The sequence below is a fragment of the Streptomyces sp. GS7 genome (assembly GCF_009834125.1).
In the GTDB taxonomy this organism is placed as follows: Bacteria; Actinomycetota; Actinomycetes; order Streptomycetales; family Streptomycetaceae; genus Streptomyces.
Window position 1 is genome coordinate 7,279,478 of sequence record NZ_CP047146.1, and the last position, 24,735, is coordinate 7,304,212.

The window sequence follows — 24,735 nt, forward strand, 5'->3', positions numbered from 1 at the left end:
GCTCCCGCTCAGCCACGACGGCGCCCTTTCCTCCGCGCGATCGGCCCGTATGCCGCACCTCCCAGGATGAGCACCGTGCCCGCGGCGACGGCCAGGGTGATGGGCTGGATCGGCCCCGGCTGGGACGTGCCCCCGGGAAGCGCGGAGAAGGCCGCGGGGCGCTGCATCACGCCGACGCTGCCGAGCGGCCAGGCGAGGGCGTCGACCCGGGCCTCGACGGCGCTGCGGGGGACGGATCCCTGGTCGCCGTCGGTGAGGTGGACGCGGGAGTCGAGGGAGTCGCTGCGGTGGTCGCCCAGGAGGAAGAGCTGGCCATTGGGGACCGTGGCCTTGAAGCCGACGGGTGAGGCGGGGCCACCACCCTGCCGATACGGTTCTTCAACGGGGGTTCCGTTGATCGTCAGCAGCCCCTGCTTGGTGCAGCAGGCGACCTTGTCGCCGCCGATGCCGACGACCCGCTTCACCATCGGCAGCGCGCCCCAGGTCGAGTCCTTGAAGACGACGATGTCGCCGCGGCGTATCTCGGAGCCGTTGACCTTCTCGGCCAGCACCCGGGCCCCTACGGAGATCGTCGGCGTCATCGAATCGGTCGGCACCGTGTAGGGGCGGTAGGTCAGCGCCCCCCAGACGAAGCCGCCCAGGAACAGCACACAGCCGACGGCCACGGCCAGACCGGAGAGCACACTGCCCGTGGTCCGGCCGCGGCCGTCTGTCCTGCGTTCCGTACTGCTGCTCATCCCAGCGCTCCCACCCCGCGGTACCGGCCCGCGTCGAAAGATCCGGGACGGCACCTTACCTGGGGTTACGCCCTCCGGTAAGCCTCCGGCGGCGCCACAGCACGATCGGCACCGCGCCGGTCAGGCCCAGCGCGGCCGGAGCCGCGGCCATTGCCTTGTTGATCCCGGCCTGGTCGAAGGTGTCCGGTACGGGGAGGGTTGCCCAGCGGTTGATGGGCCACGCGATGGTGAAGGCCCGCCCGACGACCTCGTCCTCGGAGACCGTGCCCTTGCCCTCCAGGTTCTGGTGGTAGCGGGAATCGAGGGAGTCGTCGCGGTGGTCGCCCATCACCCAGATCCGGCCCTTGGGGACGTGGATCGGGCCGAAGGGGCGGTCACCGCACGGGGTGGCGCCGGGGAAGACGTAGGAGTCCTCCTTGAGGGCCTTGCCGTTGACCTTGACCGGGCCGGTGCCCTGGCACTCGACGGTGTCGCCGCCGACCGCGATGACCCGCTTGATCAGGTCCTTCTCCTCGGCCGAGGGCATCAGCCCGATGAAGCTGAGGACCTTCTGGACCGGGTTGGGCTGCGGGGTGGGCGTTTCGTTGAGCCAGCCGCCCGGGTCGTGGAAGACGACGACCTCGCCGCGCTGCGGCTTGGACCCGAACCACGGTGTGAGCTTGTCCACCAGGACCCGGTCCCCGCGCTGGAGGGTGTCCTGCATCGAGTCGGACGGGATGGAGAACGCCTGCACCAGAAACGTTTTGATCAGCAGCGCGAGGAGCAGGGCGATGCCGATGAGGATCGGCAGCTCCTTCCAGAAGGCACGCGGCTTCTTGCCCTTGGTCACGCTGCCGCTCGCCTCCTCGCCGGCCGCTGTGTCCGACTGCTTCGAGAGGTCCGCCGGCGCGGACCGTCCTGACTGTGACTGTGGCCGATGCACGGAACTCGCCGCCGACCGCGCGGTCTCACCGCGCCCCGCCGGCTCTTCGGGCTCTTCGGTTCCGGACCGCGCGCCGACCGCCAAGTCCCCCACATCTGCTCCTTACTCCGCGCTCTCGCCTGCCCGTCAACCGGTGCAGGCCCACCACTCCCATAACGAGCGGGAGTTCCGCAGGGGTCGGGAGTACGGTCAAACTCTCGGGTGACAGCCTATGCGGCACGTTCGCTGCCGCCGCCTTCGCGCCCGGCGCGTCGTGCACCGTTGCGAAGGTGTCGGGCTCTTCGAGCATCCGCCAGTGGCTGAACGGCCAGGCGATGACCACGGCCCGGCCCACGACGTTGTCCTCCGAGACCGTGCCACGGTACGGCTCGTCCAGGTGGTAGCGCGAATCCGCGGAGTTGGAGCGGTGGTCGCCCATCACGAAGATCCGCCCGGTGGGGACGTTGACCGTGAACGTCAGCTGGGAGGGCGGGTTTCCGGGGTGGACGTACGGCTCGGTCAGCGGCGTCCCGTTGACCGTCACCCGCCCCTGTTTGTCGCAGCAGCGGACGGTGTCGCCGCCGACCGCCACCACCCGCTTGATCAGGTCCTGCTCGTTGGCGGACGGCAGCAGCCCGATGAAGGTCATGAAGTCCTTGAACGGGCCGGGGTCGCCGGACGTCTGGTTCTGCTCGCCCTTGAGCCAGCCCCCCGGGTCCTTGAAGACGACGACGTCGCCGCGCTGCGGCTTGGCGCCGAACCAGGGGGTGAGCTTGTCGACCAGGACGCGGTCCCCGATCCGGATCGTCTGCTCCATGGAGCCCGACGGGATCACGAACGCCTGGACGAGGAAGGTCTTCAGGACCAGCGCGATGGCCAGCGCCACGCCGACCAGGATGGGGATTTCCTTGAGGTAGGAGCGACGCCTGCGGCGCTTGATGCGGCGGGCCTGGCGCCGCCGCTCGGCCCGGCCGCCGGTCGCCCGGCGGGTCCCCTGCTGCGGGCCCTCGTGGTCCTCGTCCTCCCCCGGGCGGCCGTACGGGCGGCCATACGCGCCGGCGGCGCCGTGGCCGGGCTCCTGGGTGTCCTGGCGCCCGTGCCGCGGGCGTCCCCGGTTACCCATGCGGGCCCGCCGGAGCCGGTATGCCGTCGAAGGACCGCGGTGTGCCGATGGTGCGCCAACGGCTGAACGGCCAGGTGATCAGGTCCGCCCGGCCGATGACCTTGTCCTCGGGGACGGTGCCGCCGCCGGCCTCGCCCAGGTGGTCGCGGGAATCACTGGATCTGGCGCGGTGGTCGCCCATGACCCACAGCTTGCCCTCCGGTACCACGGTGTCGAAGGGCACGGCGGACGGCGCGTCCCCCGGGTAGAGATAGCTCTCGCTCACCGGCTCACCGTTCACTTCGATCCGCCCCCGTTTGTCGCAGCAGGTCACATGGTCCCCGCCGATACCGATCACGCGCTTGACGTAGTCGGTGTCCGCGGCCGGGGCCAGGCCCAGGGCCGAACCGGCCCCGCGCAGCAGTCCCGTGACGGGATTCTCCTCCTGCTCCCTGTGAACAAAAGTCCCCATGCCGTCGAAGACGATGACATCGCCGCGCCGCGGTTGGTTGCCGAAACGGTACGCCAGCTTGTTGACCAGCACCCGGTCCCCGACCTGGAGGGTGTTCTCCATGGAGGTGCTGGGGATCAGGAAGGGCTGCGCGACGAAGGTGCTGAGCAGGAACAGGAAGGCCAGGCAGAGGGCGAAGAGGGTGACCGGCCGGTACCGCAGGCGCGCCACCGAGGTGAGAAAACGCGCGGAGCGCGACCGCCGCTCCGGCCCCCGGTCGGGGGCGGGAGAGGGGTCGCGCTCCGTGAGCTGTGCGTCGGTGTCCATCGGGCCCAGAGCCTATCCGGCCGGGTCCGGACACCGGACGCGAGCGTGGCCTCGCGGTGCACCGGGGCGGAAGTCCGCGGCCCGGTGCGGCGCGGCTCAGTTGTCGCGCTTCTCCTTGATCTTCGCGGCCTTGCCGCGGAGCTCACGGAGGTAGTACAGCTTGGCGCGACGGACGTCACCGCGGGTCACGACCTCGATCTTCTCGACGATCGGGGTGTGCACCGGGAAGGTGCGCTCGACGCCGACCGAGAAGCTGACCTTGCGGACCGTGAAGGTCTCGCGCACGCCGGAGCCCTGACGGCGGATGACGACGCCCTTGAACTGCTGCACACGGGAGCGGTTGCCCTCGATGACGCGGACGTGGACGTTGACGGTGTCACCCGGGCGGAAGGCCGGGATGTCGCTGCGCAGGGCAGCGGAGTCGACGCTGTCGAGAAGGTGCATGACTACTGCTTTCTTCGCTGATGCCACAGGTCATCAACGGGATATGGGGAAAGGTTGTTTCGGATGCCGTTCCGTCGGGCGGGCGTCGTTCCCCCTGTGGCAGGGGCGCGCGCCGGACGCACACAGCAGCGGCCTATTCTTCCACGGCCCCGCTCGCCCGCCCAAATCGGCCCCCCTCGTTCTCCGACCAGCCCAGGATGGACAGGATTTCCCGGTCCTTCTTGTCGAAGGCGGCGGGGTCGGCGCGCTCGATGAGGTCGGGGCGGTTGCGGTCGGTGCGGCGGAACGCCTCGTCCCGGCGCCAGCGGGCGATCTTGCCGTGGTGGCCGCTGAGCAGCACCTCCGGGATGGTCCGGCCGCGCCACTCCGGGGGCTTGGTGTAGACGGGGCCCTCCAGGAGGTCGGCCATCGCCCCAGGGGCGAAGGAGTCGTCCTGGTGGGAGGCGGCGTTGCCCAGGACGCCCGGCAGCAGCCGGGCCACCGCCTCGACCATGACCAGTACGGGAGCCTCGCCGCCGGCGAGGACGTAGTCGCCGATGGAGACCTCGCGGACGTCCAGCCGGTCGCCGTACTCCTCGATGACGCGGCGGTCGATGCCTTCGTAGCGGGCCGGGGTGAACACCAGCCAGGGTTTGGCGGAGAGTTCGACGGCCAGCTGCTGGGTGAAGGGGGCGCCGCTGGGAGTGGGAACGACGATCACGGGTTCGCCGTCGCCGGAGGCGATGATCTCGTCGAGCGCCTCGCCCCAGGGCTCGGGCTTCATGACCATGCCGGGGCCGCCGCCGTAGGGGCTGTCGTCGACGGTGTGGTGCTTGTCGTGGGTCCACTGCCGCAGGTCGTGGATGCGGACGTCGAGCTGCCCGCGGGCGCGGGCCTTGCCGACGAGCGAGACGTTCAGCGGTTCGAGGTATTCGGGGAAGATCGTGACGACGTCGAGCCGCATCAGCTGTCCTCGCGGCCGGAGGCGATCTCGGCCTGGTTCTCGTCGAGGAGGCCGGGCGGCGGTTCGATGACCGCGCGCTGCTCCTCCAGGTCGATCTCGGGCACGATCTCGCTGACGAACGGGATCATGACCTCGCCGCCGCCGGGCCGTTCGACGATCAGCAGGTCCTGGTAGGGCAGATGGGAGACCTCGGTGATCCGGCCGACGGCGGTGCCGTCGCGGGTGACGACGTCGAGGTCGATCAGCTGGTGGTCGTAGAACTCCTCGGGGTCCTCGGGGACCTCCTCGGGGTCGACCTCCGCGATCAGCAGGGTGTTCCGCAGCGCCTCGGCGGCCGTGCGGTCCGCGACGCCCTCGAAGCGCAGCAGCAGCCGGCCGCTGTGGACGCGGCCGGTGGCGATGGTGAGCGGTCCGGCGGAGGACGGTTCGGTGGCCAGGACGGCGCCGGGGCCGAGCCGCAGTTCCGGCTCGTCGGTGCGCACCTCTACGGTGACCTCGCCCTTGATTCCGTGGGCGCGGCCGATCCGGGCGACTACCAACTGCACTGTGCTGCTCCCCTTTGCGGCTAAGCCGCCGCCGCTCTCGCGGACGTGGCCGAGGAACGTGGGGGTTCCTCAATTGATGGTGGCGGTGGTGGGTCCGATGGGGGGTGGTGACCGTCGATCCGACGGGTGGCCGTGGTCCCACGGTGGCATACGAGCGCGGGCCGGGGACGACCCGAAGGCCCTCCCCGGCCCGAGCCGGTGTTCAACTTGTCAGCGAACTTGGTCGACGTCGACGCGGATGCCCCGGCCGCCGATGGCGCCCACGACGGTCCGCAGCGCACGGGCGGTACGGCCGTTGCGGCCGATCACCTTGCCGAGGTCGTCGGGGTGAACCCGGACCTCCAGCACGCGCCCGCGGCGCAGGGTGCGCGAGGCTACCTGCACGTCATCGGGGTTGTCGACGATGCCCTTGACGAGGTGCTCAAGGGCCTCCTCAAGCACGCTCAGTCCTCGGAGGGCTCAGAGGCGGGCTTGTCGGCCTCGGCCGCGGCCTCGTCCGCCTTCTTCTCGGACTTCTTCGCCTTCGGGGTGATGGCCTCACCCTTCGGCTCGTCGCCGGACGCCTTGGCGGCGGCCTCGAAGAGGGCGCGCTTGTCGGCCTTCGGCTCGGCGACGAGCATCGGCGCCGGGGCGGGCAGGCCCTTGAACTTCTGCCAGTCGCCGGTGACCTTGAGGATGGCCATGACGGGCTCGGTCGGCTGCGCGCCGACACCCAGCCAGTACTGCGCACGCTCCGAGTCGACCTCGATGCGCGAGGGGTTCTGCACCGGGTGGTACAGGCCGATCTCCTCGATGGCCCGGCCGTCACGGCGGGTGCGGGAGTCGGCGACGACGATGCGGTAGTGAGGCGAACGGATCTTGCCCAGACGCTTCAGCTTGATCTTGACTGCCACTGGAGTGGTGTCTCCTGGTCTTGACGTGGTTGGGCACAACGAGATGCCACGTGGGGTTGCGGTACTCGGGTGCCCGATGGACGCGTCAGCCGGAGGAGAGAGGGGTCCTGTGCGACTGTCGAGTACAGCCATTCATTGTGCCACACGCCCTGGGGTCAGCCGACCGCGGCTACCTCGGGGATACGGAAGGGCTTGCCGCAGCCGCCGCAGACGATCGGCGCCTGGGCCAGCACGGACGGTACGACCCGGACATTGCGTCCGCAGTCGCAGACGGCCTTGACGCGCACGCCGCCCCCGGAGGAGCCGTGCCGGGCGGCCGGGCCGCGGAAGCTGCGGGCGGTGTCGGTGGCGGTCGCGGCACTGTGGGCCTTGAGGGCTCTGGTGAGCCGCTCGATCGTGGGGCGGTAGCGCCTTCTGGCCTCGGGGTTGAGCGTGACCAGCGAGAAGCCGCTGCTGGGATGCGGCTCGTCGGCGTGGTCCAGGCCCAGCTCCTCGGCGATCGCCAGGAACCGGCGGTTGTGGTAGCGGCCTGCCCTGGAGGTGTCGCGGACGCCGCGGGCGGCGGCGATGCCGTGGACTGCCTCATGGAGCAGCCGTTCGAAGGAGAGCTCGGCGCCACAGGCGGACGAGGACTCTCCGATCAGGGACTCGGGCGCGGCCAGGTCCGGCAGCTCGGGGTGGTGCCGTTGAATGTCGGCCCACGCGAGCGCCAGCTCGGCGGCGAGAACAGGCGGTGTCGTGCTCACGTCGTGACAACGAGCCGGGGTCGCCCAGTGTTCCGATTCCGGGGCATCCCAAATAATTTGCACGTACCGGTCAGTTTCTGGTCATCGGCCGTGCCGTGGGCCTGGTGCGCCGATCTGCGGAGAAGGCGCCCGCCGGGCAGCAAGCCGGTACGTACCACCGCGTACCCCCGCGTACACCGCATGGCGTAAGCCGGTCGTACGGCGGGGCAACCATCACGCGGCGATGTTACGGGTGGTGGGGATCGCCCCGGGCGCCGCCCCGCCCCTCCACCGTAGGGCAGCACGACCCGCCCGGGCGCGTGGCCCGGGCGGCGCACGGGTGCCGGGTGGTGCGCGCTGCCGTGGCGGGACCGCGCTCGCCGGGGCACCCTGGAACGACGCTCCGGGGTGCGGGCCCGGCGCACACGGGGGCGCGCGGGAGACAACCCCGGCGCACCCTCTGGACGGCCGGACGGATGCGCAGTTGTCTGGATTGCGGGGGCGCACAACGCTCGGAAACGGGGGCGGACGGTACGGATCAGCTTCGGGTTCTCGGCGAATAGGGGCGCTTTCGATGTCACCCACGCTCGTGCGGCACCAGCTTCCGAACACCGGGTCCATGGGCTGCGACGACCCGCCCGCCGCGGCCGGCGCCCGAGCACGCGCCCGTGACTGGGCGGAAATCCAGGAGCGCATGCTGGTCCCCCTCTACGAAGCCGCGTACGACCGTCTCGGCGTCGGGCCCGGCACCCGGCTGCTCGGGCTGGGCTGCGGCTCCGGGCTGGCGCTTTTGCTGGCGGCGGCGCGCGGCGCCCAGGTCAGCGGTGTGGACGCGGACGAGTGCCGGCTGGAGCTGGCCCGCGAGCGGCTCACGCCGGACGGGATGCCGGAGGTGACCCGGCTGGTCAGCGGCGGGCTGGCGGACGCGGCACCGGAGGACGCGGCGTTCACCGTGGTGACGGCGTTCCACCCGGTGGGCTGCGGGAGCAGCGCCGGGGGGCTGACCGCGTCGCTGACCGCGGCGGCGGCGCTGGCGGAGCGCGGCAGCGCGGTGGTGCTGGGCGGCTGGGGTCCGGTGGAGCGGTGCGCCACGTCCGGGGTGCTGCGGGTGGCGCAGCGGCTGGCCGACTCCCCCGCCGACTTCGCCGCCGGCTCCGCGGGATGGCGGCTGGCCGGGCGGGACGATCTGGAGGAACTGGCCGACCGGGCGGGGCTGCGGCCCGACGGGTCGGGGCGGGTGTCCTGCCCGTTCGGCTACGCGGACATGGCGAGCGCGGTGCGCGGGCTGCTGTCGACGGGGCTGTTCGACGCGGCGCTGGAGGCCACCGAGCCGCGGCAGGTGGAGAAGGAGCTGACGGAGGCGCTGCATCCGCATCAGCGTGCGGACGGCACGGTGTGGATGCCGAACGTCTTCCGCTACCTGATCGCGCGCACCCGTTAGGCCCGACCGCCCTTACAGGGCGCGAACTGCCTTCCCTGAAGGCCCGGTTGACGCTCCGGGTCCGGCTGAGGTGAGTTCCCGTAGGGGGTGAGACCTGCCGTGGGGGCGAGACCGTGGGGGCCTGTGGGGTGCGCTCCTCTTACCCGCCGCCCACCCCGCGCCTAATTTTTTTTCCCGCCGCCCACCCCCCTTCGGGGGGTGGGCGGGTGAGGAGGTGCGGAGGGGGCGGGTGGGCGGGCGAGGAGGCGAAGGGGGCTCCGGCAGTCAGAAGAGAGCCCCAACCGTCAGAAGAGGCCCCGCAGTCGTGAAGAGAGCCCCAACCGTCAGAAGAGGCCCCGTCACCATGAAGAGGCCCCCGCAGCCAGACGCAGGGGCCCGGCAGCCAGGAAACGAGGCGAGGAGGGCCGGCGAAGAGGGCCGGACAGTCAGGCGAGGAAGCGGAGAAGGGCCGGCTGGACGGTCGCCGAGGCCGGTGGGCACGCAAGGAGAGTGAGACGGGGGCGGCCCGGGGGCCGGGCAAAGAGGGAGAAGCGCCCCCGCCTCGGCGTGCTCACCCCATGAACTTCTTGAACTCCTCGGGCAGTTCGAAGTTCTGCGGGTCCTGGCCGGCGCCCTGCGGGAGGCCCAGCGGGTTGCCCGCCGCCGCGGCCTCGCGGCGCGCCGCCGCGGCCTCTTCATCGGCCTTGCGCTTCATCGGGTTGCCGCTCTTGCGCTTGCCCTTGGCCTGCTTGAGCTGCTTCTTCTTCCGCGCGGCACCGCCACCCATGCCCGGCATCCCGGGCATGCCGGGCATGCCGGGCATGCCGCCGCCCTGGGCCATCCGCGACATCATCTTGCGGGCGTCGAAGAACCGCTCGACGAGGTTCTTGACGGTGCTGACGTCCACACCGGAGCCCCGGGCGATACGGGCGCGGCGCGAGCCGTTGATGATCGTCGGGTCCTGGCGCTCGGCCGGGGTCATCGACTTGATGATCGCGGCCGTGCGGTCGACCTCGCGCTCGTCGAGGTTGTTGATCTGGTCCTTCATCTGCGCCATACCGGGCAGCATGCCGAGGAGCTTGGAGATGGAGCCCATCTTGCGGACCTGCTCCATCTGGGCCAGGAAGTCGTCCAGCGTGAATTCCTTGGGGCCCTTCGCCAGCTTGGCCGCCATCTTCTCGGCCTCTTGCTGGCTGAAGGTCTGCTCGGCCTTCTCGATGAGCGACAGCATGTCGCCCATGCCGAGGATGCGGGACGCCATGCGGTCCGGGTGGAACGCGTCGAAGTCGTCCAGCTTCTCGCCGTTGGAGGCGAACATGATCTGCTTGCCGGTGACGTGCGCGATGGAGAGCGCGGCACCACCGCGGGCGTCGCCGTCCAGCTTGGAGAGCACCACGCCGTCGAAGCCGACGCCGTCGCGGAACGCCTCGGCGGTGTTGACCGCGTCCTGGCCGATCATCGCGTCGACGACGAACAGGACCTCGTCGGGGCTGACCGCGTCGCGGATGTCGGCGGCCTGCTGCATCATCTCGGCGTCGATACCGAGGCGGCCGGCGGTGTCGACGATCACGACGTCGTACTGCTTGGTGCGCGCGTGCTCGATGGAGTCCTTGGCGACCTGGACGGGGTCGCCGACGCCGTTGCCCGGCTGGGGGCCGTAGAAGGCGACGCCGGCGCGCTCGGCGACGACCTGGAGCTGGTTGACGGCGTTGGGGCGCTGGAGGTCGCAGGCGACCAGCAGCGGGGCGTGGCCCTGCGACTTGAGCCAGCGGCCGAGCTTTCCGGCCAGGGTCGTCTTACCGGCACCCTGGAGACCCGCCAGCATGATGACCGTCGGCGCCGTCTTGGCGAACCGCAGCCGGCGGGTCTCGCCGCCGAGGATGCCGATGAGCTCCTCGTTGACGATCTTGATGACCTGCTGGGCCGGGTTCAGCGCCTGCGAGACCTCGACACCGGAGGCGCGTTCCTTGACGTGCTTGATGAAGGCGCGGACGGCGGGGAGGGCGACATCGGCCTCGAGAAGGGCGATACGGATCTCGCGCGCCGTGGCGTCGATGTCCGCCTCGCTCAGGCGGCCCTTGCCCCGGAGGTTTTTGAAAGTACTCGCCAAGCGGTCGGAAAGCGTATCGAACACGGCGGTCGTCGATCCTCGGGGTCGGGGGCGGGGTGCAGTCGGCTTCTAGGGTATCCGGCCACGCAAGCGGACCGTCCCGGACCCGCTCCCGGCCGTTCACCGGGCGCCGCCGGGCGGGCGGCGGACAGGCCCGGTACAGAGCGCTACCGCAGTGCCTCTTCCAGCGCCTTCGCCAGATCGGCCGCCTCCCCTTCCGGCAGCAGCGTCCCGTCGTCCCGCGTGACGTACACGGTGTCCACCGCGTTCGCCCCCAGGGTGCTCACATGGGCGCTGCGCACCCAGACCCCGGCCGCCTCCAGCGCCCGGCCGATCCGGTGCAGCAGCCCGTGCGCGTCCTGGGCGCGGACCTCGATGACGGTGGCCGTACGGGAGCTGCCGGTGGCGACGGTGACGCGCGGCGGCGGGGCCAGTACGGCGCGGGAGCGGCGGGCGTAGGCGCGTTCGCGTTCGGCGAGGCGGGCGGGGATGTCGAGGGAGCCGTCCAGGGCGCGGACCAGGTCGGCGCGCAGCCGGTCGGCCTCGGGGAGCGAGCCGTACTCGGCGGCCACCCGCCAGCTGAGCAGCAGGACCGGGCCCTGGCCGATGGGGTCGAGGGCGCACAGGTCGGCGGCGCGGACGGTGAGCCGGTGCAGGGCCAGCACGCCGGCCGCGGCGGGCAGCACGCCGGCCTGGTCGGGGACGGCGATCAGGAGTTCCACGCCGATCGGTTCCCGGGCGGTGGCGGTGCCGTCGGCGGCGGCCTGCGGTGTGTTCTCGGGCCTGGTGTGCAGCGCCAGTACCGGGCCGCCGGTACGCCCGGCCTCGATGGCCAGCCGCTCCTGTTCGGCGGTCGGGCCCTCCGTCTCGCGGGGGTCGGCCGCGGGCTCCCCGGCGAGCCGGTCGGCGACGCGGGCGACCAGGTCGGTGACCAGGCCGTCGCGCCAGGAGCTCCAGGCGGCGGGCCCGGTGGCCAGCGCGTCGGCCTCGGTGAGGGCGTGCAGGAGTTCCAGGGTGCCGGGGCTGCCGACGGCCTCGGCGACCGCTGCGACGGTCTCCGGGTCGTCCAGGTCGCGCCGGGTGGCGGTCTCGATGAGCAGCAGGTGGTGCCGCACGAGGGTGGCGAGCACGGCGGTGTCGCGGCTGTCGAAGCCGAGCCGGGCCGCCACGTCGCGGGCGATGGTCTCGCCGGCCACGGAGTGGTCGCCGGGCCAGCCCTTGCCGATGTCGTGCAGCAGTGCGGCGACCAGCAGCAGGTCGGGGCGGTGCACCCGGCGGGTCAGCGCGGCGGCCCGTACCGCGGTCTCGACCAGGTGGCGGTCGACGGTCCAGGTGTGCACGGCGTTGCGCTGGGGGCGGCAGCGGACGCGTTCCCAGTCGGGCAGCAGCCGGCCGATGACGCCCTCGGCCTCCAGGGCCTCCCATACGGGCACGGTGTGCGCGCCCGCGCCGAGCAGCGTCACCAGCTGTTCCCGTGCCTCGGCGGGCCAGGGCACGGGCAGCGGCGCGGTGGCGGCGGCCGTGGCGCAGCGGCGGATGGCGTGGGTGGCGAGCGGCAGTCCGGCCTGGGCGGCGGCGGCCGCGGCGCGCAGGACCAGGACGGGGTCCCGTTCGGGGCGCGCGGTGCGGGCCAGTACCGCCTCGCCGTCGAGTTCCACGACGCCCTCGGCGAGCGGTGTGCGCTCCCCCTTGGCCGCGGTGCGTCCGGGCAGCAGCCCGCGGAGCGTCGGTTTGACGGACCGGGCGCGCAGGACCCGGCCGACCTCGCGCCAGGTGACGTCGGCGGCGTAGGAGATGGTGCGGGCGGATTCGTAGGTCTGCCGCAGCAGCGCGTCGGCGTCGAGCAGGCCGAGGGCGCCGGCGACCTGGTCCTGTTCCTGGAGGGCGAGCCGGTCGGTGGCGCGGCCGGTGGTGAGGTGGAGCGCGTCGCGGGTGTCCAGGAGCCGGGTGCGGGCGGCTTCGAGGCCGCCGCGTGGGGCGTCGGCGAGCCAGGAGGCGGCGATGGCGCGCAGGGCGGTGGCGTCCCGCAGTCCGCCCCTGGCCTCCTTGAGGTCGGGTTCGAGGAGGTACTGGAGTTCGCCCTGGCGTGCGGCGCGCTCCTGGCACAGCGCGTGGAGTTCGGGGAGCCGCTTCGGGGCGCTCTCCCGCCAGCCCGCGTAGGCGGCGGTGCGTACCGCGGCGGTCAGTTCGGGGTCGCCGGCCAGGTGGCGGGCGTCCAGCAGGCCCAGCTGCACCTTGAGGTCCTCGCGGGCCGCCCTGCGGGCCTCGGAGGGGGTGCGTACGGAGTGGTCGAGGTCCAGGCCGAGGTCCCAGACGGGGTACCAGAGGCGGTCGGCGAGGGCGGCGAGGTCCGCGGTGGCGGCCCGGCCGTCGTGCAGCAGGAGGAGGTCGAGGTCGCTGCGCGGGGAGAGTTCGCCGCGGCCGTAGCCGCCGACGGCGACCAGCGCGGTGCCGGTGACGCCGGTCGTGCCCGCCGCCCCGGTCAGCAGGGCGGCGAGCCAGTCGTCGGTGAGCCGGGCGAGGGCGGCGCGGCGGTCGGGGCCGGTGGGGGTGTCGTCCTGGAGGAGCCGGATCCGGGCGGCGGGGTAGCCGCCTTCGGGGGCGCTGGGCGGCGGGGCCGCGGGCCGGCCTGCGGTGTCCTCGGCGCTCTCGGTCAACTCGGCTTCTCCTTGGTCGTGTTGTGCCCTCACCGGGCCTCCCCGCCGCCGTGCCGCGGTTTACAGCGCGTCGGGTCCGCGCTCGCCGGTCCGCACCCGGACCGCCTCGTCGACCGGGACGCTCCACACCTTCCCGTCGCCGATCTTGCCGGTGCGGGCCGCCTTGACCACGACCTCCACCAGTTCCTCGGCGTCCGCGTCCTCCACGAGCACCTCGATGCGGATCTTGGGCACCAGGTCGACGGTGTACTCGGCGCCGCGGTACACCTCGGTGTGCCCGCGCTGCCGGCCGTAGCCGCTGGCCTCGGTGACGGTCAGGCCGTGCACGCCGAACGCCTGGAGGGCTTCCTTCACTTCGTCCAGCCGGTGCGGCTTGATTACTGCGGTGATGAGCTTCACGCGTCCACCTTCTTGGTAGGGGTCTCGCCGAGGGCCGTGGTCGTGCGGGCGGCCGTGCCGCCGCCCGCGCCGGCGAAGTCGTACGCGGTCTCGGCGTGCGCGGCCTGGTCGACGCCGGCGATCTCCTCGTCCTCGCCGACCCGGAAGCCCATCACCAGGTCGATCGCCTTGGCAAGGACGTACGAGACGACGAGGGAGTACAGGAGCACGCAGACCACGCCGACGGTCTGCTTGCCGAGCTGTGCGAAGCCGCCGCCGTAGAGGAGGCCCTTGGCGTCGCTCTGCACGCCGCCGGTGGCGAAGACGCCGATCAGCAGCGAGCCGATGACGCCGCCGACGAGGTGGACGCCGACGACGTCGAGCGAGTCGTCGTAGCCGAACTTGTACTTGAGGCCGACCGCCATCGCGCACACCACGCCGGCGATCACGCCGAGGGCGATGGCGCCGAGCGGGCTGACGGCACCGCACGCCGGGGTGATCGCGACGAGTCCGGCGACCGCGCCGGAGGCCGCGCCGAGGGTGGTGAACGAGCCGTGCCGGATCTTTTCGTAGGCGAGCCAGCCGAGCATCGCGGCGGCGGTGGCGACCTGGGTGTTGACGAAGGCGACCGCGGCGACGCCGTCGTCGTTGTTGAGCCAGGAGCCGGCGTTGAAGCCGAACCAGCCGAACCAGAGCAGGCCGGCGCCGAGCATCACCAGGGGCAGGCTGTGCGGGCGCATCGGGTCCTTCTTGAAGCCGATCCGCTTGCCGACGACGAGGATGACGCCGAGCGCCGCGGCACCGGCGTTGATGTGGACGGCGGTGCCGCCGGCGAAGTCGATCACGCCCAGCTTGAAGAGCCACCCGCCGTCGGCCCACACCCAGTGCGCGACGGGGAAGTAGACGAGGGTCACCCACAGGGCGATGAACAGCGCCCAGGCGGTGAACTTCACCCGGTCCGCGAGCGCCCCGCTGATCAGCGCGGGCGTGATCACCGCGAACATCAGCTGGAAGACCGCGAAGACGTAGACGGGGATGGAGGTGGTGCCCCACAGCTGGGTCAGGCCGATGTGGCCCATTCCGGCGAAGGTGCTGTCCCAGCCGATGACGCCGCCGTTGTCCTTGCCGAACGCGAGCCCGAAGCCGTACAGCACCCACAGGATCGTCACGATGCCCAGGCTGATGAAGCTCATCATCAGCATGTTCAGGACGCTTTTGACCCGGACCATGCCGCCGTAGAAGAAGGCGAGGCCGGGGGTCATGATCATCACCAGTGCGGAGCAGATCAGCATGAACCCGGTGTTGGCCGGGCTGAGCGTCGCTTTGTCTGCCGCGATCGTCAGGATGCCTGGGGGCATCGGCGTCTCCTCGTCGTCGATGCGGCCCGCGCTGGGTGTGGGGGTGGGCCGACTTCGCGATGAGGTTGTCGCAGCACCGTTTCGGCCAAACCTTGCCGGTGTTTCACCGGGGTGACGAAGGCACCCTCCGTGTTACGCCCCGGTGAACTCCGAGATCGGCCCGGCACCGCCTGTTCAGCCCGCGGAAACCGTCGCTCAGCCGGCCTCCGCCGTCTCCGGGAGCTGCCGGGACAGCTCGTCGCCCAGCTGGATCACCTCGGCGACGCCCCCGTACTCCCGCGCCGCGGTGTCCACGGTCTTGCGGAGCCGGGTGTTGACGCGCTCGGAGCGGACCTGCCGGGCGAACGGGATCGCGCGCTGCGCCATCTCCGCGCAGGCTTCCGGCTCCTTCTGGAGCAGATGCACGGTCGCCATCCCGATCAGGTTGAGCGCGTAGGAGCGCTGGTGCTCGGGGTCCCGGCCGAACAGCTCCACGGCGCGCCGCATCACGGGCTCGGCGAGCGAGGCGTACGTGGGGCTGCGGCCCGCCACGTAGGCGAGGTCGCGGTAGGAGTGGGCGTTCTCGGCGTTCAGCTCGGCCTCGGAGAAGAAGCGGATCCAGTCCGGCTCCGGCTCGCCGGGGGTGACGTCGGAGAAGGTGTCCTCGGCCATCCGCACCGCCCGCTTGACCTTGCTGGGCTGGCCCATGCCGGCGTACGCGCGCGCCTCCATCGCATACAACATCGCCTGCGTACGGGGGGTGGCGGTCTCCCGGCTGCCGTACTGGGCGAGGTGGATCAGCTCCAACGCGTCGTCGGGCCGGCCGAGATGGATCATCTGCCGGCTCATGCTGGAGAGGATGTACGAGCCCAGGGGGCGGTCGCCGGCCTCTTTGGAGGCGTGCAGCGCCAGCACGAAGTACTTCTGCGCGGTCGGCTGGAGCCCGATGTCGTAGCTCATCCAGCCGGCCAGCTCGGCGAGTTCGGCGGCGACCTTGAACAGCCGCTTGGAGACCTGCGGCGACTGCGGCTCCTGGAGGAGGTCGGTGACCTCGTGAAGCTGGCCGACCACCGCCTTGCGCCGCAGCCCGCCGCCGCACTGCGCGTCCCACTGCCGGAACATCGCGGTCGTCGACTCCAGCAGCTCCAGCTCGGGCTTGGACAGCCTGGCCGGCCGCGGGGCCCGGTCATGCTGCGCCGGTACGTCGCCCGGTGCCGCCGGCACCGGCACCAGCCAGCGCTGCATCGGCTCGATGAGAGTCGGTCCGGCGGCCAGCGCCAGGGAGGTGCCCAGGAAGCCGCGGCGCGCCAGCATCAGGTCGCTGCGCGAGAACTCGCTGATGAGGCTGACGGTTTGGGGCCCGGCCCAGGGCAGGTCGACCCCGGAGACGGACGGGGACTGGTGCGCCGAGCGCAGTCCCAGCTCCTCGATGCCGACCACGCAGCCGAAGCGCTCCGAGAAGAGTTCGGACAGGATCCGCGGGATGGGCTCGCGCGGCTGCTCGCCGTCCAGCCAGCGGCGTACGCGGGAGGTGTCGGTGCTGATGTGGTGGGCGCCCATCTGGCGCGCCCGCCGGTTGACCTGTCGCGCCAGCTCGCCCTTGGACCAGCCGCTGCGCATGAACCATGAACCCAACTGCGCGTTGGGACGTTTGACGGCGTCGGTGCCGCCCGTGCCGATGGAGCCGGCGGTGCCGCCAGTGCCGCCCACAGGAATGCCCCCATTCCGATAGCGCTTTGCTGCGAACTGCGAACCACCCACAGGATGCCGCCTGTTGCGGCGCCCGTTCCGGGGGTACATCTACCCGAGCGCGGATTCCGGCCACACCTCCGGCCGCGGTCCGTCCTCCTGGCGCATTGCCACCGGCATACCCGTGCGAACGATGCCTCTCCGGGGTTCGTGCACCGAAAGTAATCCTACGATCACGCCCGTCGCGAGGGCGACCGCGGAAACGCCACCATTCGCCACCCCTTTGAATGAACTCCCCGGGCTGCACTCGCGATTGACTTGACGCAGGCCGAAGAGGGCCGGGCGGAGCGAAGCACACGAAGGCGTGCGCGGCGCATCGCACCGCCCGGCGCGCGACGGCTCACCACCGGCACCGCGGGCCGTCGACGGAGCGTGAAGCCCCGCGTGGACACCGCCTCCTCGTCAATGCGCCGCCTCGTAACCACTCGCACGCACCACCCGTTGGAGGGGGCATGGACTTCACGATCGGCGGCATTCGGGACATCCGTTCCGGTTCGCGCCGCCGCGCCCGCTCGACCGAGAGCACCGTGGTGGCGGAGTACACCGGGTTGTGGGGCTGGGACGTGGCGCCGGGTGCCCGCGCGGTCCGCACCGGCAGCCGCACGGACTGCTCGTGCGGCGCCGCCGACTGCCCGTCGCCGGGCGCCCATCCACTGTCCTTCGGCCAGGAGCTGGCTGCCGGCGCGCCCTTGGAGAAGGCGGCGGCCGCCTGGGCGGACACCCCGGGGGCCGCGGTGCTGCTTCCCGTGGGGCGGTCCTTCGACATCCTCGACGTGCCCGAGGACGCCGGCCGCGGCGCGCTGGTGCGGCTGGAGCGGATGGGACTGCCGCTGGGGCCGGTGGCCGCCACCCCGACCGGCCGGGCGCTGTTCTTCGTCGCCCCCGGGGCGGCCGGCGCGCTCCCCGACCTGCTCTACCGCATGGGCTGGGACGACGCCGGTCTGGACCTGCGCTCACTGGGCCGCGGCGACTACGTCACCGCGCCACCCTCGGACTTCGGCGGCCACGGACCGATGCGCTGGCTGCGCCCGCCCACGCTGGACTCGGCCGGCTGCCCGCCGCAGGCCCGGCTGCTGCTCGGGACGCTGGCGTATGTGTGCAACCGCTCAGTGGGCAGCCGCCCGGCCGCCCACGGGGCGGGCTGCCCCCGGCCGCCGGTCTGAACCGGGCAAATCGTTTCGTCGTCGCCGTGTCCGGGCGCCGCTCCTGAGGGGCGGCGCCCGGTGTTGCGTACTGCCGTCCGCGCCGCGCGTGCCCATGAGGAGAAGCGACGGCCCCCGGTACCCGACGGGTGCGGGTACCGGGGGCCGATGGGGCCGCGGGTGGCGCGGCGGCGCCTGTGCCTCAGCTGATGAGCGCGTCGACGAACGCCTCCGGCTCGAACGGCGCCAGGTCGTCCGCGCCCTCGCCCAGGCCGACGAGCTTGACCGGCACGCCGAGCTCGCGCTGGACGGCGACGATGATGCCGCCCTTGGCCGTGCCGTCGAGCTTGGTCAGCACCACACCGGTGATGTCGACGACCTCGGCGAACACCCGGGCCTGGACCAGGCCGTTCTGGCCGGTGGTGGCGTCCAGGACGAGCAGCACCTCGCCGACCGGGCCGTGCTTCTCGACGACCCGCTTGACCTTGCCGAGTTCGTCCATCAGGCCGGTCTTGGTGTGCAGCCGGCCGGCGGTGTCGATCAGGACGACGTCGGCGGACTCGGCGATGCCCTCCTTCACCGCGTCGAAGGCGATCGAGGCGGGGTCGCCGCCCTCGGGCCCGCGGACCGTGCGGGCGCCGACCCGCTCGCCCCAGGTCTGGAGCTGGTCGGCGGCGGCGGCGCGGAAGGTGTCGGCCGCGCCGAGGACCACGGACTTGCCGTCGGCGACCAGCACCCGGGCGAGCTTGCCGGTGGTGGTGGTCTTGCCGGTGCCGTTGACGCCGACCACCAGCACGACGCCGGGGATCTCGTCGCCGCCGTTGCCGATGCCGTTGGCGGTGTGCACGGTGCGGTCGGCGTCGGTGCCGATGAGGGTCAGCAGCTCCTCGCGCAGCAGCTCGCGCAGGCCCTCGGGGGTGCGCGTGCCGAGGACCTTGACGCGTTCGCGCAGCCGGTCGACGAGTTCCTGGGTGGGGGCGACGCCGACGTCGGCGGTGAGAAGGGTGTCCTCGATCTCCTCCCAGGTCTCCTCGTCGAGGTGCTCGCGCGACAGCAGGGTCAGCAGGCCCTTGCCGAGGCTGTTCTGGGAGCGGGAGAGCCGGGCGCGCAGCCGGACCAGCCGGCCGGCGGTCGGCTCGGGGACCTCGATCTCGGGCGCCGCGGGCGCCTCGGGTTCGGCGGCCGGCGCCTCCGCCTCGGCCTCGGGGGCCTCGGCAGTGGGCAGCGCGACTTCTTCGATGGTGCGACGTTCTTCGTCGCGTGGGGTCTCGGCCTCCTCGCCGACCTGCGGTTCGGCGGGGGGCGCGGTGACGGAGGGCTTGGGGGCAGCCGGCGGGGGCGGCGGCAGCTGCTTCTTCTTGCGGCTGCTGACGACAAGCCCGCTGATCGCGCCGAGCGCGACCACGGCGATCACTACAGCAAGGATGACGAATTCCATAACCCCTCCAGTATCAGCCACGGCCCGCGCCGTGAGGAGGCGCGCGCTGGGTCCTGTGCGGTGGGTCGGGCGCCAGGGCCTGCTCGGCCACGCCCCGTCGGCCAGGACCTGGGGTCTGTCCGGTGGGTCGGGTCGCGGGCCCGGCTATGGCGCACCGGCCAGGCCCTAGCTCTCTCTGGGCTCCTGGGCGCGCCAGCGCTCCAGGGTGGGATCGCGGTGCGAGTCGTACGTGCCCGACCCCCGGCAGTGCCGGCATTCGCCGGCCCGGTGAACGGTCTCGTACGGCCCCCGGAAGGGATCGACGCCGGGGGCGTAGGCGAGGGCCTGCGACATATAGCCGGTGCCCTGGCACCACTGACACGTCTTGCCGGGCACATCGGCCTCCTGCGAGTACTCGCTCTCGTTCATCGGGATCACCTTGCACCACATACGGCCCCGGATGACCCGGAGCCGGAATATCGCCGTCCGCGGCGGCACCGGAACCCGCCCTAAACGAGACATGCGTCTCTCCGGAGGCACCGCGTTGGGCGAAACCACGAGGTTGCCGACCGGCGGACCGGCTTCCGTTTCCGCCGCCGGGATCCGGTGCCGTCACACCGTGCCTGTTCAGGAGGGTGTGACTGGACTCATCGACAGGAACCGGAAATCTCTGGCATCGTCGAGGAGTCCAAGGGGGCGGACCGGTAGAAGTTGGATCAAAGTACGATGGTGGACGGCTGCGCAACGCGCGTAGAGTCCTGGCAACCATTTCTGGCCAGGCACCACGGCCGCTGCCTGCACCTCCTCCCCGGGGGTGCCCCCCAGACCCCGCACGGAGACAGCTGCACCCATGGGCACCAGCACCACGTCCGCATCCACGTCCATCCCCGAAGCCGACGGCGCCGTCGAGACCCGTGGCATCGAGCCGGTTCCCGACCACGAACGCCGGGGCCGGGTCCGCGAGCTGTTCCCCACCTGGGTCGCCGCCAACATCAGCGTGCTGCTGCTCACCATGGGTGCCTCCCTGGTGATCAACAACGGTCTGAACTTCTGGCAGGTGCTGGTGGTCGCCGCGATCGCCTCCGCGGTCTCCTTCGGGATGGTCGGCCTGCTGTCCGTCTCCGGTAAGTGGGGCGGCGCTCCCGGCGCGATGCTCTCCCGGGCCGCCTTCGGCGTCCGCGGCAACTACTTCCCGGGCGCGATCCTCTGGGTCGCGCGCTTCGGCTGGGAGACGATCAACGCGGTCACCGGCGCGTACGCGATCCTGACCGTGCTGCACCTGGTGTTCGGCATCAAGGCCAACAACGTCCTGATCGTCGTCACCCTGCTCGCCTTCGTCGCCTGCACCTTCCTGGTCAGCGGGATGGGCCGCAAGGCGCTGAACCTCTGCAACAAGTACTCCACGTACCTCTTCAGCCTGATCAGCGTCGTCGTGCTGATCTACCTGATCGTCAAGATGCCGTGGAGCGCCATCTTCGCCAAGTCGCCGGGCAGCGGCGCCATGATGATCGCGGGCATCGGCACGATCGCGGCCGGCGGTATCAGCTGGGTGCCCACCGGCCCGGACTTCGCGCGCTACCTGCCGCACTCCGCGTCCGGCAGGAAGATCGTCGGCACCACCGTCTCCGGTGCGGCCCTGGTGCTGGTCCCGATGGTGGTCATGGGCGGCGTGATGGCCGTGTCCAACCCGGAGCTGGCCAACCAGAACACCGACCCGATGTCGTTCCTCGGCCAGGCCCTGCCGTCGGCCATCGCGATTCCGTACCTGATCACCGCGCTGATCGGGATGATGCTGATCAACAGCCTGTCGATGTACTCCGCGGGCTTCACCGCGCAGACCATGGGCGTCAAGCTGCCGCGCGCCATGGCGGTCAGCATCAACGCGGCCATCAGCCTGATCGGCGGGCTGTTCATGATGCTGGTGGCCAAGGACTTCATCGGCCAGTTCATCGCCTTCCTGACGCTGCTCGCGGTCTCGTTCTCCGCCTGGATCGGCGTCTACGGCGTCGACATGGCCCGCCGGCACAAGAAGGCGGTGCGCTACGACGCGGACAGCCTGATGAACATCAGCCCCACCAGCCGCTACTGGTACAAGGGCGGCTTCTCCTGGCAGGCCATGACCGCCTGGGCGGTCGCCCTGGTCGCCGGCCTGTGCTTCACGAAGGTGGAGTGGTTCACCGGCCCGCTGGCCGGCACCTGGGTCGGCCGGAACGGCCTGGGCTGGGCGGCCACGATCCTGATCGCCGCGGTGATCTTCGCCGTGCTGCCGGCCGCCCGGGAGAACGCCCCCGAGCAGGCGCCCGAGCGGGCCGCCGACGAGGACCGGCCGACCGTCGAGGTCGGCTGAACGACCGGGCGGCCGGCGGCGCAGCCGGTGGCCGCCCCGGCCGGATCCGCGCCACCGTCCTGGCCGGTTCCGGCCACCGGCCTGGATAACTGACGAGTCGTCAGCTAGCGTCCCCTTCGCCATCCGCCCGGCGAAGGGGACGCCGTCATGTCAGCCCGCCCGTCACCCGACCACCACCGCCCGACGAGGCTCCTCCAGACTCCGTCCGGGCGGCCCCCCACCGCGCCGCCCCTCTGCACCACGGTCCTGCGCTTCAACCTCGTCGACCCGTCGCCCACCCCCGAAGGGCTCGCCGCGCGCTACCGGGCCGCCCTGGAGATGGCCGCGTTCGCCGACGACCGCGGCCTGACCATGGTCCAGACCGAGGAGCACCACGCCACCACCAACGGCTGGATGCCCGCTCCGCTCGCCTTCGCGGGCGCCGTCTTCGGCGCCACCCGGCGCATCGGCGTCACCGTCTCCGCCCTGATCACCCCGCTGCACGACCCGCTGCGGCTGGCCGAGGACATCGCCGCGCTCGACCTGCTCAGCGGCGGCCGGCTGGTGACCGTCGCCGGCCTCGGCTACCGGCCCGAGGAGTACGCGGCGCACGGCAAGGACTGGCGGCGCCGCGGCGCCCTCCAGGACGAGGTGCTGCAGACGCTGCTCTCCGCCTGGACCGGTGAACCGTTCACCTATCAGGGGCGTACGGTCCAGGTCACCCCGCGCCCGTACACCCGGCCGCATCCGCTGCTGCTGGTCGGCGGCAGTTCGCGGCCGGCGGCCCGGCGCGCCGCCCGGTTCGGGCTGCCCCTCTTCCCCAGCGACCGCCTGCCGGAGCTGGAGCGCTACTACCACGAGCAGCGCGCCGGGTTCGGCACCGAGGGCTGGGTGATGCAGCCGCCGGAGCGCACCTGCCTGCTGCACATCTCCGAGGATCCGGACCGGAGTTGGGCCGAGTACGGCGGGCATCTGCTGCACGAGGCGCGGATGTACGCCTCGTGGCAGTCCGCCGGGATCCGCTCCGCGGTGCGCTCCACCGCCGGGGACGCCGCGGCGCTGCGCGCGGAGGGCGTGTACCGGATCGTCACACCGGAGGCGTGTGTGAAGCTGGCTCAAGAGGCGCGCGCCCAGGGCGCGTTGATCCTGCATCCGCTGTGCGGCGGGATGCCGGTCGACGAGGGCTGGCGGTCGCTGCACCTGTTCGCGGAGCGGGTGCTGCCCGGGCTCGGGGGCTGAGGCGGGGCGCCCGGAGCGGCGGCGGCGCGCACGTCACGGCGGATTGTCAGTGGCGGGTGTCACGATCGGTGCATGAGCTTCTTCGACGGCCTGATCGCTCCCGACCCACCACCCGAACCCCCCGCCGAGACCATGGTGTTGAGCGCCTACGATCCCGGCGGCACCGAGGATTTCGCGCCCGCCCACTGGTTCGTGCCGGCTCAGCTGCCGCAGGTGGCGGAGGTCGGCGCCGGCCCCGACGTGCGGATCATGCTGACCGGCTGGGAGGTGTGGCCGGCGTCGGTGACGATGCGGTTGGCGGTCTTCCTGCGGCGGATCGAGCCGGGCGGCCGGACGACGCCGTACGGCCGCCCCGGCAGCGGGGCACTGCGCTGCGGGCTGCTGCTGGCCGACGGGCGGAAGGTCACCACTCTCGACGGCGAGCCCTGGCCGATGGCCGACGGGAGCCGGCCCACGCTCCGGCTGAGCGGCGGCACGGGCGGCGCCTTCCACTACCAACTGGAGCTGCACCTCTCGCAGTTGCCGCCCGCCGGGCCGGCCCAGCTGGTGGTCGAGTGGCCGGACGAGGGGGTGCCGGAGACGGTCACGGTCCTCGACGCGGCGATCCTGCGGGCGGCGGCCGGCGGCGCGCTGGAGATCTGGCCGGACGCCGCGCCGCCCGCCCGCTCCGGGGCCGGTGAGGAGCCGCGGGGGTTCCTCAGCGTCAGCCTGGGGCCGTCCGAGATCCTGGCGCGGCCGGCGGCGGCGGGGCTGCCCGCGTGGTCCCCGCCGGCGCCCGACCCGGCGCGCGGCGACTGGGAGGAGCTGGCCCCCTTCCACTGGCAGGACACCGAGCTGATCAGGGCGCGCCTGGCGCAGGGGGCCGATCCCGCCGCGCTGCGGTCCGGTTCCCTGGACGCCCCGCTGCATCTGGCCGCCGCCCACAGTTCCCCGGATGTCGTCGCCGAACTCCTCGCACGGGGACCGGAGGTGGACGTGGTGGACGACCAGGGCTGCACTCCCTTGTGGCACGCGGTCGTGCACGGCGCCGAGGCGAACGCCGCGCTGCTGCTCGGGGCCGGCGCCGATGCCTGGAGCCCGCGGATCGGCGGCCGTTCGCCCGGCCGGCTGGCCCTGGCGACGTCCCTGGCCCCGCTGTTCGCCGGGCTGCCGGACGCGGTGCCGCTGACGCCCCGGGAGCGCGCCGCCCAGCAGGACGCCGACGACCGGGCCGCGGTCTTCGAGGGGGTGGAGACGGACGGCCTCTCGGTCGCCTTCGTCCCCGGTATCGACGAGGAGGAGGCCGTGCGGCGCCTGGGCCGCGACCCGGCCGAGTGCCCGGTCCTCGACCTGGACGCGGAGCCCGGCCCGCACGGCACCGGCCCGAACGGCTTCGATCCGTACGCGCCGGAGGAGGCCGAGCGGCAGGTGGGGGTGACGGGCGTGCCCGGCGGATGCGTCCTGGTCCAGCCCGTGTCGTATCGGCTGAGCACCGCCCCGGTGCTGGACGCGCTCTCCGCCGGCACCACCGCCTACGGCGTCTACTTCAATCCCAGCGGGGGCACCTTCGGCGCGCTCTCCCGGGACGGCCGTACCGAGCTCACCGAGGAGATCGGCCTCCCGCCGTACGGGGACGAGCCGGACGGCCACTGGCTGTACCGCTTCTGGAGCTGGGACCGGCCGGACGGCATGTACGGCGCCGCCGAGCTGGCGTACGCCTCCGCGATGGCGGGCCTGCGCCTGACGGACCCGCACGCGGTGGCCGGTGCGCCGCGCCGCTGGGTGGAGATACCGGACGGCAGCCCGCTGCTGGGCTGAGGCTCCCGGGCTCCCGGGCCGCGTCCGGAGACGACCGCTGCCCCCGGCTCGGGTGAGCCGGGGGCAGCAGCCACAACTGAGGAGACGGACTGGCG

General features: G+C 72.3%; 22 protein-coding genes. 5 read left to right on the plus strand and 17 right to left on the minus strand.

What is annotated here, in order from left to right:
• Positions 1-8: 8 nt before the first annotated feature.
• The 10 genes from lepB (GR130_RS31530) to GR130_RS31575 all read right to left on the minus strand — a co-directional run bounded on the left by lepB (GR130_RS31530) (position 9) and on the right by GR130_RS31575 (position 7,089).
• Positions 9-737 carry a signal peptidase I gene (gene lepB / locus GR130_RS31530; protein ID WP_159507852.1) on the minus strand — a complete coding sequence of 243 codons (729 nt, stop codon included), beginning with the start codon at positions 735-737 and terminating at the stop codon, positions 9-11.
• 55 nt (positions 738-792) lie between these two features.
• Positions 793-1,566 carry a signal peptidase I gene (gene lepB / locus GR130_RS31535; RefSeq protein WP_443043702.1) on the minus strand — a complete coding sequence of 258 codons (774 nt, stop codon included), beginning with the start codon at positions 1,564-1,566 and terminating at the stop codon, positions 793-795.
• Positions 1,567-1,684: 118 nt separating this feature from the next.
• Entirely contained in the window at positions 1,685-2,761 is a 1,077-nt protein-coding gene (gene lepB / locus GR130_RS31540) for a signal peptidase I (protein ID WP_159507853.1), read from the minus strand.
• Positions 2,754-3,518, minus strand: coding sequence for a signal peptidase I (gene lepB, locus GR130_RS31545; protein ID WP_159507854.1), 765 nt, complete (start codon positions 3,516-3,518; stop codon positions 2,754-2,756). Before lepB (GR130_RS31545) ends, lepB (GR130_RS31540) begins: the two co-directional genes overlap by 8 nt.
• Positions 3,519-3,614: 96 nt before the next feature.
• Entirely contained in the window at positions 3,615-3,962 is a 348-nt protein-coding gene (gene rplS, locus GR130_RS31550; RefSeq protein ID WP_083107617.1) for a 50S ribosomal protein L19, read from the minus strand.
• Between the two features lie 133 nt (positions 3,963-4,095).
• Complete coding sequence (gene trmD, locus GR130_RS31555) at positions 4,096-4,905, minus strand: tRNA (guanosine(37)-N1)-methyltransferase TrmD (RefSeq protein WP_159507855.1); 810 nt, start codon at positions 4,903-4,905, stop codon at positions 4,096-4,098.
• Positions 4,905-5,450 carry a ribosome maturation factor RimM gene (rimM, locus tag GR130_RS31560; protein ID WP_159507856.1) on the minus strand — a complete coding sequence of 182 codons (546 nt, stop codon included), beginning with the start codon at positions 5,448-5,450 and terminating at the stop codon, positions 4,905-4,907. The genes trmD and rimM overlap by 1 nt, the downstream gene beginning before the upstream one ends.
• A 210-nt stretch (positions 5,451-5,660) precedes the next feature.
• Complete coding sequence (locus GR130_RS31565; protein WP_159507857.1) at positions 5,661-5,891, minus strand: RNA-binding protein; 231 nt, start codon at positions 5,889-5,891, stop codon at positions 5,661-5,663.
• 2 nt (positions 5,892-5,893) lie between these two features.
• Entirely contained in the window at positions 5,894-6,343 is a 450-nt protein-coding gene (gene rpsP / locus GR130_RS31570; protein WP_159507858.1) for a 30S ribosomal protein S16, read from the minus strand.
• Positions 6,344-6,498: 155 nt separating this feature from the next.
• Positions 6,499-7,089, minus strand: a complete 591-nt coding sequence (locus GR130_RS31575) for a hypothetical protein (protein ID WP_159507859.1) — start codon at positions 7,087-7,089, stop codon at positions 6,499-6,501.
• A gap of 553 nt (positions 7,090-7,642) precedes the next feature.
• On the opposite strand from GR130_RS31575, the gene GR130_RS31580 reads away from it, so the two are divergent.
• Positions 7,643-8,509, plus strand: coding sequence for a methyltransferase domain-containing protein (locus tag GR130_RS31580; protein ID WP_159507860.1), 867 nt, complete (start codon positions 7,643-7,645; stop codon positions 8,507-8,509).
• 550 nt (positions 8,510-9,059) lie between these two features.
• Here the strand turns inward: GR130_RS31580 and ffh are convergent.
• The 5 genes from ffh to nsdA all read right to left on the minus strand — a co-directional run bounded on the left by ffh (position 9,060) and on the right by nsdA (position 16,680).
• A complete protein-coding gene (gene ffh / locus GR130_RS31585; RefSeq protein WP_159507861.1) occupies positions 9,060-10,622 on the minus strand; it encodes a signal recognition particle protein in 1,563 nt (520 codons plus the stop codon).
• Positions 10,623-10,765: 143 nt separating this feature from the next.
• The gene (locus tag GR130_RS31590) at positions 10,766-13,255 is read right to left on the minus strand and encodes a [protein-PII] uridylyltransferase (RefSeq protein ID WP_159507862.1); all 2,490 of its coding nucleotides are present in this window, start codon (positions 13,253-13,255) and stop codon (positions 10,766-10,768) included.
• Positions 13,256-13,315: 60 nt separating this feature from the next.
• On the minus strand, positions 13,316-13,654 hold the full coding sequence (locus GR130_RS31595) for a P-II family nitrogen regulator (RefSeq protein WP_159507863.1): 339 nt from the start codon (positions 13,652-13,654) through the stop codon (positions 13,316-13,318).
• Positions 13,651-14,991 (minus strand): ammonium transporter, encoded by a 1,341-nt coding sequence (locus GR130_RS31600; RefSeq protein WP_159507864.1) that lies wholly within the window; start codon positions 14,989-14,991, stop codon positions 13,651-13,653. The genes GR130_RS31595 and GR130_RS31600 overlap by 4 nt, the downstream gene beginning before the upstream one ends.
• Positions 14,992-15,186: 195 nt before the next feature.
• On the minus strand, positions 15,187-16,680 hold the full coding sequence (gene nsdA / locus GR130_RS31605) for a transcriptional repressor NsdA (RefSeq protein WP_159507865.1): 1,494 nt from the start codon (positions 16,678-16,680) through the stop codon (positions 15,187-15,189).
• A gap of 491 nt (positions 16,681-17,171) precedes the next feature.
• On the opposite strand from nsdA, the gene GR130_RS31610 reads away from it, so the two are divergent.
• Positions 17,172-17,882, plus strand: a complete 711-nt coding sequence (locus tag GR130_RS31610; RefSeq protein ID WP_159507866.1) for a bifunctional DNA primase/polymerase — start codon at positions 17,172-17,174, stop codon at positions 17,880-17,882.
• 181 nt (positions 17,883-18,063) lie between these two features.
• On the opposite strand, the gene ftsY is transcribed toward GR130_RS31610, so the two are convergent.
• The gene (ftsY, locus tag GR130_RS31615; RefSeq protein ID WP_159507867.1) at positions 18,064-19,299 is read right to left on the minus strand and encodes a signal recognition particle-docking protein FtsY; all 1,236 of its coding nucleotides are present in this window, start codon (positions 19,297-19,299) and stop codon (positions 18,064-18,066) included.
• 165 nt (positions 19,300-19,464) lie between these two features.
• Entirely contained in the window at positions 19,465-19,707 is a 243-nt protein-coding gene (locus GR130_RS31620) for a hypothetical protein (RefSeq protein ID WP_236573718.1), read from the minus strand.
• A 421-nt stretch (positions 19,708-20,128) separates the two neighbouring features.
• On the opposite strand from GR130_RS31620, the gene GR130_RS31625 reads away from it, so the two are divergent.
• The 3 genes from GR130_RS31625 (at position 20,129) to GR130_RS31635 (ending at position 24,640) form a co-directional block, all read left to right on the plus strand.
• Positions 20,129-21,625, plus strand: coding sequence for a purine-cytosine permease family protein (locus tag GR130_RS31625; RefSeq protein ID WP_159507868.1), 1,497 nt, complete (start codon positions 20,129-20,131; stop codon positions 21,623-21,625).
• A 147-nt stretch (positions 21,626-21,772) separates the two neighbouring features.
• On the plus strand, positions 21,773-22,843 hold the full coding sequence (locus GR130_RS31630) for an LLM class flavin-dependent oxidoreductase (RefSeq protein WP_159507869.1): 1,071 nt from the start codon (positions 21,773-21,775) through the stop codon (positions 22,841-22,843).
• Between the two features lie 72 nt (positions 22,844-22,915).
• Complete coding sequence (locus GR130_RS31635; RefSeq protein ID WP_159507870.1) at positions 22,916-24,640, plus strand: ankyrin repeat domain-containing protein; 1,725 nt, start codon at positions 22,916-22,918, stop codon at positions 24,638-24,640.
• The last annotated feature ends 95 nt before the right edge of the window (positions 24,641-24,735 follow it).

Excerpts from the sequence above, each read along its gene's own strand:
- GR130_RS31580 (WP_159507860.1), top strand. The coding sequence starts at position 7,643 with ATGTCACCCACGCTCGTGCGGCACCAGCTTCCGAACACCGGGTCCATG.
- GR130_RS31630 (WP_159507869.1), top strand. The coding sequence starts at position 21,773 with ATGTCAGCCCGCCCGTCACCCGACCACCACCGCCCGACGAGGCTCCTC.
- GR130_RS31635 (WP_159507870.1), top strand. The coding sequence starts at position 22,916 with ATGAGCTTCTTCGACGGCCTGATCGCTCCCGACCCACCACCCGAACCC.
- lepB (WP_159507853.1), bottom strand. The coding sequence starts at position 2,761 with ATGGGTAACCGGGGACGCCCGCGGCACGGGCGCCAGGACACCCAGGAG.
- ftsY (WP_159507867.1), bottom strand. The coding sequence starts at position 19,299 with ATGGAATTCGTCATCCTTGCTGTAGTGATCGCCGTGGTCGCGCTCGGC.
- lepB (WP_159507852.1), bottom strand. The coding sequence starts at position 737 with ATGAGCAGCAGTACGGAACGCAGGACAGACGGCCGCGGCCGGACCACG.
- rplS (WP_083107617.1), bottom strand. The coding sequence starts at position 3,962 with ATGCACCTTCTCGACAGCGTCGACTCCGCTGCCCTGCGCAGCGACATC.
- trmD (WP_159507855.1), bottom strand. The coding sequence starts at position 4,905 with ATGCGGCTCGACGTCGTCACGATCTTCCCCGAATACCTCGAACCGCTG.
- GR130_RS31600 (WP_159507864.1), bottom strand. The coding sequence starts at position 14,991 with ATGCCCCCAGGCATCCTGACGATCGCGGCAGACAAAGCGACGCTCAGC.
- GR130_RS31620 (WP_236573718.1), bottom strand. The coding sequence starts at position 19,707 with ATGAACGAGAGCGAGTACTCGCAGGAGGCCGATGTGCCCGGCAAGACG.
- GR130_RS31625 (WP_159507868.1), top strand. The coding sequence starts at position 20,129 with ATGGGCACCAGCACCACGTCCGCATCCACGTCCATCCCCGAAGCCGAC.
- lepB (WP_159507854.1), bottom strand. The coding sequence starts at position 3,518 with ATGGACACCGACGCACAGCTCACGGAGCGCGACCCCTCTCCCGCCCCC.
- GR130_RS31610 (WP_159507866.1), top strand. The coding sequence starts at position 17,172 with ATGGACTTCACGATCGGCGGCATTCGGGACATCCGTTCCGGTTCGCGC.